Below are 7,034 nucleotides of genomic sequence, written 5' to 3'. Positions count from 1 at the left end.
GTTTCAGTAACACTTGATGATGATAGTAAATGGGTACTTACAGGAGACAGCTATATTACAGAGTTCGACGGCGATACAGATAACATAGAAACAAACGGATATCATGTATATGTAAATGGAGAAGAACTGGTATAAAAGGATTTGCAATTATAGTTTCGTATACTATAGTAAACTTTTTATAATGATGTAGCCACTCATCTCATTACCTTTAGGTGATGGGTGGCTCGCAAGTTATTAACTCAAACTTTGCATATTATAAATAATCTTATTTCTTTTCGAATTAGATAACTTGGACAGCCTGTAAAAGATTTTTGCGTTCTTTAAAATTCTTATAAAATTCAAGAGTTTAACAATTTCAGATATTATGCCTTGAATTATAAGAATTTTAAAATAGGAAAATCTTATACAGGCTGCCCAAGGAGATCAAATCGAAAGGACAGTAGCATGTGTTTTATATGCGAAGTCTGAATATAAAAATATAAAATATCAGTTATTTATAAGGCTGTTAAAGTCGCGGAAGAAGGTTGGATAGGAGATATCTACACATTCTTCGTCCTTTATTTTGGTTTCGCTTGTAGCTACAAGTGATGCAATAGCAAAGCTCATGGCAATGCGGTGATCCTTGTGAGAATCAATTATTGCCCCGTGAAGAGGCCTGCCGCCATTTATTATCATTCCGTCATCGGTTGCTGTGATGTCGGCGCCCATGGCTTTTAAGTTTTCAACTATTGTATCTATTCTGTTACTTTCTTTTACCTTGAGTTCTGCAGCATCCTTGATGATGGTCTTACAATTAGATACAGCTGCGAGAACTGCAAATATCGGTATTTCATCGATCATGGTAGGTATTATCTTGCCGCCAAGTTCGAAAGTATCATTGTTAGGGCTGCTAAGTTCTGAATATCTTACGAGGATATCAGCTCTTGGCTCCATGTTGTTATCTTCATTAAGAAGAGTAATATCGGCACCCATTTGCTTTACAGCTGCAAGGAATCCTGCACGTGTGCTGTTAATGCCAACATTGTGAATGAGTACTTCTGAACCGGGTACCATAAGTGCGGCAGCTATAAAATATGCAGCTGAGCTTATATCGCCCGGAACATTTATCTGTCTTCCGTAAAGCGGCATTCCCGGATGAAGTACTGCTGCGGATGGGCCGTAGCGTGTAGCATCATTATGAACATCAGCTCCGAAATATCTAAGCATGATCTCGGTATGATTTCTTGAAAGGGCCGGTTCATGAACTACTGTATCGCCCTGGGCATAAAGACCTGCAAGAAGAATACAGGATTTGACCTGTGCTGAAGCTACGGAATTGTGATATACGATTCCATGAAGAAGGTGACCGCCTTCGATATGAAGAGGGCAGCATCCGTTATCTTTGACGCTTGTAACACTCGCACCCATATCGGATAGAGGTCTTATGATTCTGTTCATGGGTCTTTTTTCAATAGACTCATCACCTGTTATATCTGAGTCGAATTTCTGGGCAGCAAGGATTCCGGCCATAAGTCTTGTGGTTGTGCCGCTGTTACCGGTATAAAGAGGCGCGGTTGGCTCTTTGAGACCGTAAAGGCCCTGTCCGTGAATGGTTATAGTTGGCACACCATTAATTGGTCTGTCTGTTTGTTCTATAAAAACACCCATTTTCCTGAAACAGTCAATGGTAGAAAGACAGTCAGCACCTCCGAGGAATCCGGTAATCTGTGATGAACCTTCTGCAAGGGCAGCAAACATAACGCTGCGATGTGAGATTGATTTATCTCCGGGTACATGCACCTCGCCTTTGAGAGGCTTTTTAGTACTTGTTAAATTGATCATAATAACCTGCCTTGTTTAATGTGTTGTGTATATATTGTCTGCGCTGTTTAATATAAACAGTAGCAGTAGGGACCGGGCTCTGCCTGAAATAAGAGCTGTTAGATGCAGCTTGTTAAGAGGTGGTGTCCGTTGTCACGTAGGCTATATTCAAGAAACAGTATAGCCGTGTGATTTGAGTAGTGCTATAGATTCAAGCTGATCGTGTTCATCATTGAATTCTATCTGCAGGCTTCCGCTTTGATATTCACGGTTGTGCATGATACCAATGTTTTTGATATTTATGTTATGAACAGCAAGGAGGGTTGCTACTGTAGCAAGAACACCCGGCTGGTCAGCAATATCAATATGAATGTTATATATCTTTTTGATAGGGCCTCCGGAAGAATCTATGAAAGATTCACGATATTCTCTGGCATCCTTGAAAAAGCGGATTATGGAGTCAGCTTCTTTGCTATCAATCTGCTCTTTGATCTTTATAAGTGAATCTATATAGTTTCCAAGAAGTTTTGATATGTTCTCTGTATTAGTCAGGCATATCTGCTGCCACATGACAGGAGAAGATGATGATATCCTGGTGATATCCTTAAATCCACCTGCTGCTGTAAGCTTCATAAGTCCGTTCTCTGAATCGGAATTCCTTACAAGATTTACCAGAGAAGCAGAGATTACGTGTGGTACGTGTGATATTGCTGCTACTATATAGTCGTGTTGTCTGTGGTCCATGACAAGAGGAATAGCTCCCATGCTCTTAACAAGATCATAGAATTTATTGACTTTGTCTTCACTTATTTCAGGAGTCTTTGTAAGAATATAGTAGGCATTCTCAAGTATGATAGGTTTTGAATTGATATATCCAATTCTTTCTGTACCAGCCATCGGATGACCTCCGATAAACTGAGAATCAAGGCCAAGTTCATGTACGTGCTCATGAATCTGTGTCTTAACAGAACCTATATCTGTAAGAACAGCATCTTTGTTTAAGAACTGTTTGATCTTTGCAACATTATCAATATTGATCTGTACAGGTGCACACAGGAAAATATAGTCACATGCAAGAAAATGCTCGTCTATAGAAGAGCAGATCTCATCAGCAATGTCATCTGCACGAGCCATTTCAAGTGTTTCCATATTTACATCATAAGCAACTATTTTGAGATTTTTATTACCACTTTTAAGTGCCTTGGCCATAGATCCGCCTATAAGACCAAGACCGATAAAACCGCAAGTTATGTTTTCCATATATTATTATCCAAACTGTATTTTATGATTTAAAAATAGGATGTAACTTGGACAAAGCCAGAAAATAAGCCTAGTCACAGAATAGCAATTTTTTATTACTATACCACTTTAACTTGCGAAAAACAACATTAAAATATATATAATTCTAGGAAAATGCGCATGTTCGAAAAAACGTTTTGGAGCAAATGCACATTTTTCTTGATATTCGAGGTAAAACTTTGTAAAATATATACATGGGACATGTGGGAGGAGAATCTAGTTTTATCTACATTTTACCCAAAATAATTACATACTGGAGGACAGGATATGAACGTTTACACCACTGACAAGATTCGTAACGTTGTGTTGCTTGGACATGGAAGCTGTGGTAAGTCAACTTTAGCGGAAGCTATGTGTTATCTTGCCGGCGTTACATCCAGACTTGGCTCTATCGATGATGGTAATACCATTAGCGATTATGACAAAGAAGAACAAAAGCGTAAGATTTCCATCAGTACGTCAACTATTCCGCTTGAGTGGGATGGATGCAAGATCAATATTCTTGATACTCCCGGTTTCTTTGATTTCGTAGGTGAAGTTGAAGAGGCTATAAGTGTAGCTGATGCAGCTATTATCGTTGTATCAGGTAAGAGCGGTATAGAGGTAGGAACCCAGAAGGCATGGGATCTGTGTGAAGAATACAATATTCCCCGCATGATCTATGTTTCGGATATGGATATAGATGAAGTTTCATATCGTCAGGTTGTCCAGGATTTAGTAGATAAATTTGGTAAGAAGATAGCTCCATTCAATCTTCCTATTCGTGAAGATGAAAAGCTTATCGGTTATGTAAATGTTATTCAGGAGAAGGCTTTCCGTTGGGAAAATAAGGAAGCAACTCCTATGGATGTTCCGGAATACAGTAAGGAATATCTTGCTTCTTATAGAGATACTCTTATGGAAGCAGTTGCAGAGACAAGTGAAGATCTCATGGACCGTTATTTTAACGGAGAGACTTTCTCTGAAAATGAGATCCGTGCAGCTCTTAGAACAAATGTATGTGACGGAAGCATAGTTCCTGTAGAGCAGGGCTCATCAATATTCTGCGAAGGTGTGTATACACTTCTTGATGATATTGTTAAGTATATGCCAAGTCCTGATAACCGTCCTATGAGCGGTATCAATACTAAGACTAACGAGATATTCGAGGCTAACTTCGATTTCTCAAAGCCAAAGACTGCATTTGTATTTAAGACTATTATCGATCCTTTCATTGGTAAGTATTCTCTTATAAAGGTTCGTTCTGGTGTTCTTAAGACAGATGACGTTCTGTATGATACCAATACTGATGAAGAGATCAAGATTGGTAAGCTCTATATCTTAAGAGGAAATAAGACAGAAGAGATCGGTGAAGTTCATGCCGGTGATCTGTGTGCTCTTCAGAAGCTTGATATCAGCACAGGTGATTCACTTGCAACTAAGGCAACTCCTGTACAATATGCTAAGATGAACATCTCTACACCATTTACATGTCAGAGATATCATGCACAGAATAAGAGTGATATCGATAAGATCGCACAGTCTCTTGCTAAGCTTCAGGCTGAAGATCCTACAATGAAGGTTGTAAATGATGCAGAAAATCATCAGTCCCTTATCTATGGTATGGGCGATATGCATATTGATGTTATTGCATCAAAGCTTCTTAATGAATATAAGGTAGCAATTGATCTTACGAAACCGAAGGTAGCTTTCCGTGAGACTATTCGTAAGAATGCGGATGTAGAATCCAAATATAAGAAGCAGACAGGCGGACATGGTCAGTATGGTCATGTAAAGATGCGCTTTGAGCCTCTTGGAGATGTTACAAAGTCTTATGAGTTTGCAGAAGAAGTTGTCGGAGGTGCAGTTCCTAAGAACTACTTCCCTGCTGTAGAAAAAGGCCTTGCTGAATCCGTTCAGAGAGGACCACTTGCAGCTTATCCTGTAGTTGGTGTTAAGGCTACACTTTATGATGGTTCTTATCACCCTGTAGATTCTTCTGAAATGGCATTCAAGGTTGCAGCAAGACAGGCATTTAAGGATGCGTTCATGAAGGCAACACCTGTACTTCTTGAGCCAATCGTATCTTTGAAGGTTACAGTTCCGGATAACTTCACAGGTGATGTAATGGGTGATCTTAATAAGCGTCGTGGACGTGTAACAGGAATGAATCCTATAGCCGGTGGCAAGCAGGTTATAGAAGCAGATGTTCCTCAGATGGAGCTGTACGGTTATTGTACACAGCTTCGTTCCATGACAGGTGGTGCAGGAGATTATGAATATGAATTCGCTCGTTATGAGCAGTGTCCTTCAGATGTTCAGACCAAAGAAGTTGAGGCAAGAGCAGCAAAGGTTGCAGCAGACAGCGAATCAGATGAATAACTTTTTTGGAGAAGGAAAGGTTAGCGTAAATAAAACTGTACATAAGCTAAAAAGCTGATGAACAAAAAGAAGGTTTGATGCTGGGGGCATCAAACCTTCTGTTATTTTTTGATATGGATCTCATCAATTGAAGATACGGTTATGAAAGCTTTTTCTTCAAAAGAGTCTATTATATCTCTTAGTCTTCGAAGTTCAAAATAGGTCACATAGCATATAACAGTTTTGTTTTTACCGGCAATTGCGCCGTAGGAGTCCATGACAGTGCAGGTCTTTTTCATATCGTTTTTGATCTTGTTTATGAGACCATCAGGGTTCTTGGTGATAATGGTAACTCTTTTGATAGCTTCAAAGCGGTCTGTGAAGTGGTCGGTTATTGAAGTTGCTACTATGTATACAAGGAGCCCTAAAAGTGCGCTGTTTTGATTTAATAAGAAAAAGGCTGCTGTATAGACCAGTATATTAAAGGTTACAAGAATCGAAGTCATGCTGATGTTTCTTCCTGTTTTTTCGGAATACTTGTCTACAATGATATTGGCCAGGATTTCAGAACCATCGATACAGCCTCCAAATCGAAGTATGAGTGACAATCCTGCTCCAAGGATTGCTCCTCCGAAGGCTACAGCTATAAAATGTTCTGTATTTAAAACGAAGGGGATGTTTTCAAATAATTCAAGACCAACTGTGTAGGTGACTGATCCGATAAGCGCTTTTACAGTAAATGTTTTACCAAGGAAAAATATGCCGCTTATTATAAATGGAAGAAAAACTGCAAATACGCATACGGACAGGTTAATGCCTGAGAGTCTACTTATAATAATGCCAAGACCTGCTGTTCCATAATCAAGGGTATCATTTGGAAGCAGTATACAGGCAACTGAAAAACTTGCCATTAAAGCACCCAGGATAATGAAGAGTAAGGACACAAGATCATAATATCTTTTTCCAAAAATTTTAGTCATAAGCTAGATTCCTTTTTTAGTATGAGTCATGACTATATATCTGAATAATAAAGTCATTAATTGTAAAGAAGAAAATAGAAATTCATAGCCATTGCGAAATAATACATGATTGGCCTTGAAGCTTTTTGAAATGAATAACCAGCTTTATTTTGCGCTGGTAGATTTAAACTTATTTTAACATGAAAACTATTATAATATCTCTCTTATTGATCAAACTTGAAAGATTAATACATAATTAATCTCTTAATAACCCAAACACGTGAAATTTACTGCCTTGACACAAATCGTATGATTGTATACAATTATACGCAAATAAAATCCAGTACTAAATTTTTACTAAATTTCATTATTTGTGACAGGGAGGCAGCTGCAATGAAGCAGGATAATAACGCATTCCAAAATCGTCCGGTTTCGATGAATAGCAAGAACAATCTTTTGCAGATCGAAGAGCACATGTACATTCTTGATGATGTACAAAAGCCGAATGTATTCAGAAACATGTTTCCTTATGAGGAAATACCTAAAATTCCGTTCAATGATCGTATAGTTCCGCATAATATGCCTAAGGACATATGGATTACTGATACTACTTTTCGTGATGGCCAGCAGTCTCGC

Annotated in this window: 4 protein-coding genes and 1 pseudogene; 2 read left to right on the top strand and 3 right to left on the bottom strand. The window is 38.6% G+C overall.

The window, feature by feature from the left end; translation table 11 throughout:
• Positions 1-486 precede the first annotated feature (486 nt).
• Positions 487-1,821 (bottom strand): 3-phosphoshikimate 1-carboxyvinyltransferase, encoded by a 1,335-nt coding sequence (aroA, locus tag K6G87_RS17265; RefSeq protein WP_296840034.1) that lies wholly within the window; start codon positions 1,819-1,821, stop codon positions 487-489.
• 147 nt (positions 1,822-1,968) lie between these two features.
• Positions 1,969-3,060: a prephenate dehydrogenase gene (locus K6G87_RS17260; protein ID WP_296840030.1), complete on the bottom strand. Its 1,092-nt coding sequence runs from the start codon at positions 3,058-3,060 to the stop codon at positions 1,969-1,971.
• A gap of 306 nt (positions 3,061-3,366) precedes the next feature.
• On the opposite strand from K6G87_RS17260, the gene fusA reads away from it, so the two are divergent.
• Positions 3,367-5,460 (top strand): elongation factor G, encoded by a 2,094-nt coding sequence (fusA, locus tag K6G87_RS17255; RefSeq protein ID WP_296840028.1) that lies wholly within the window; start codon positions 3,367-3,369, stop codon positions 5,458-5,460.
• Between the two features lie 101 nt (positions 5,461-5,561).
• Here the strand turns inward: fusA and K6G87_RS17250 are convergent, their stop codons facing one another.
• Positions 5,562-6,419 (bottom strand): YitT family protein, encoded by an 858-nt coding sequence (locus K6G87_RS17250; RefSeq protein ID WP_296840025.1) that lies wholly within the window; start codon positions 6,417-6,419, stop codon positions 5,562-5,564.
• Between the two features lie 372 nt (positions 6,420-6,791).
• On the opposite strand from K6G87_RS17250, the pseudogene K6G87_RS17245 reads away from it, so the two are divergent.
• Positions 6,792-7,034 (top strand): annotated as a pseudogene (locus tag K6G87_RS17245) (2-isopropylmalate synthase); the annotation flags it as partial.

This window comes from Butyrivibrio sp. (genome assembly GCF_024699075.1).
Note: the sequence above shows the minus strand (reverse complement) of the source record. Positions and strands in the feature narration are given on the sequence as shown.

What these genes read in the sequence shown, in the direction of transcription:
- K6G87_RS17260 (WP_296840030.1), bottom strand. Translation starts at nt 3,060, where the DNA reads ATGGAAAACATAACTTGCGGTTTTATCGGTCTTGGTCTTATAGGCGGA.
- K6G87_RS17250 (WP_296840025.1), bottom strand. Translation starts at nt 6,419, where the DNA reads ATGACTAAAATTTTTGGAAAAAGATATTATGATCTTGTGTCCTTACTC.
- aroA (WP_296840034.1), bottom strand. Translation starts at nt 1,821, where the DNA reads ATGATCAATTTAACAAGTACTAAAAAGCCTCTCAAAGGCGAGGTGCAT.
- fusA (WP_296840028.1), top strand. Translation starts at nt 3,367, where the DNA reads ATGAACGTTTACACCACTGACAAGATTCGTAACGTTGTGTTGCTTGGA.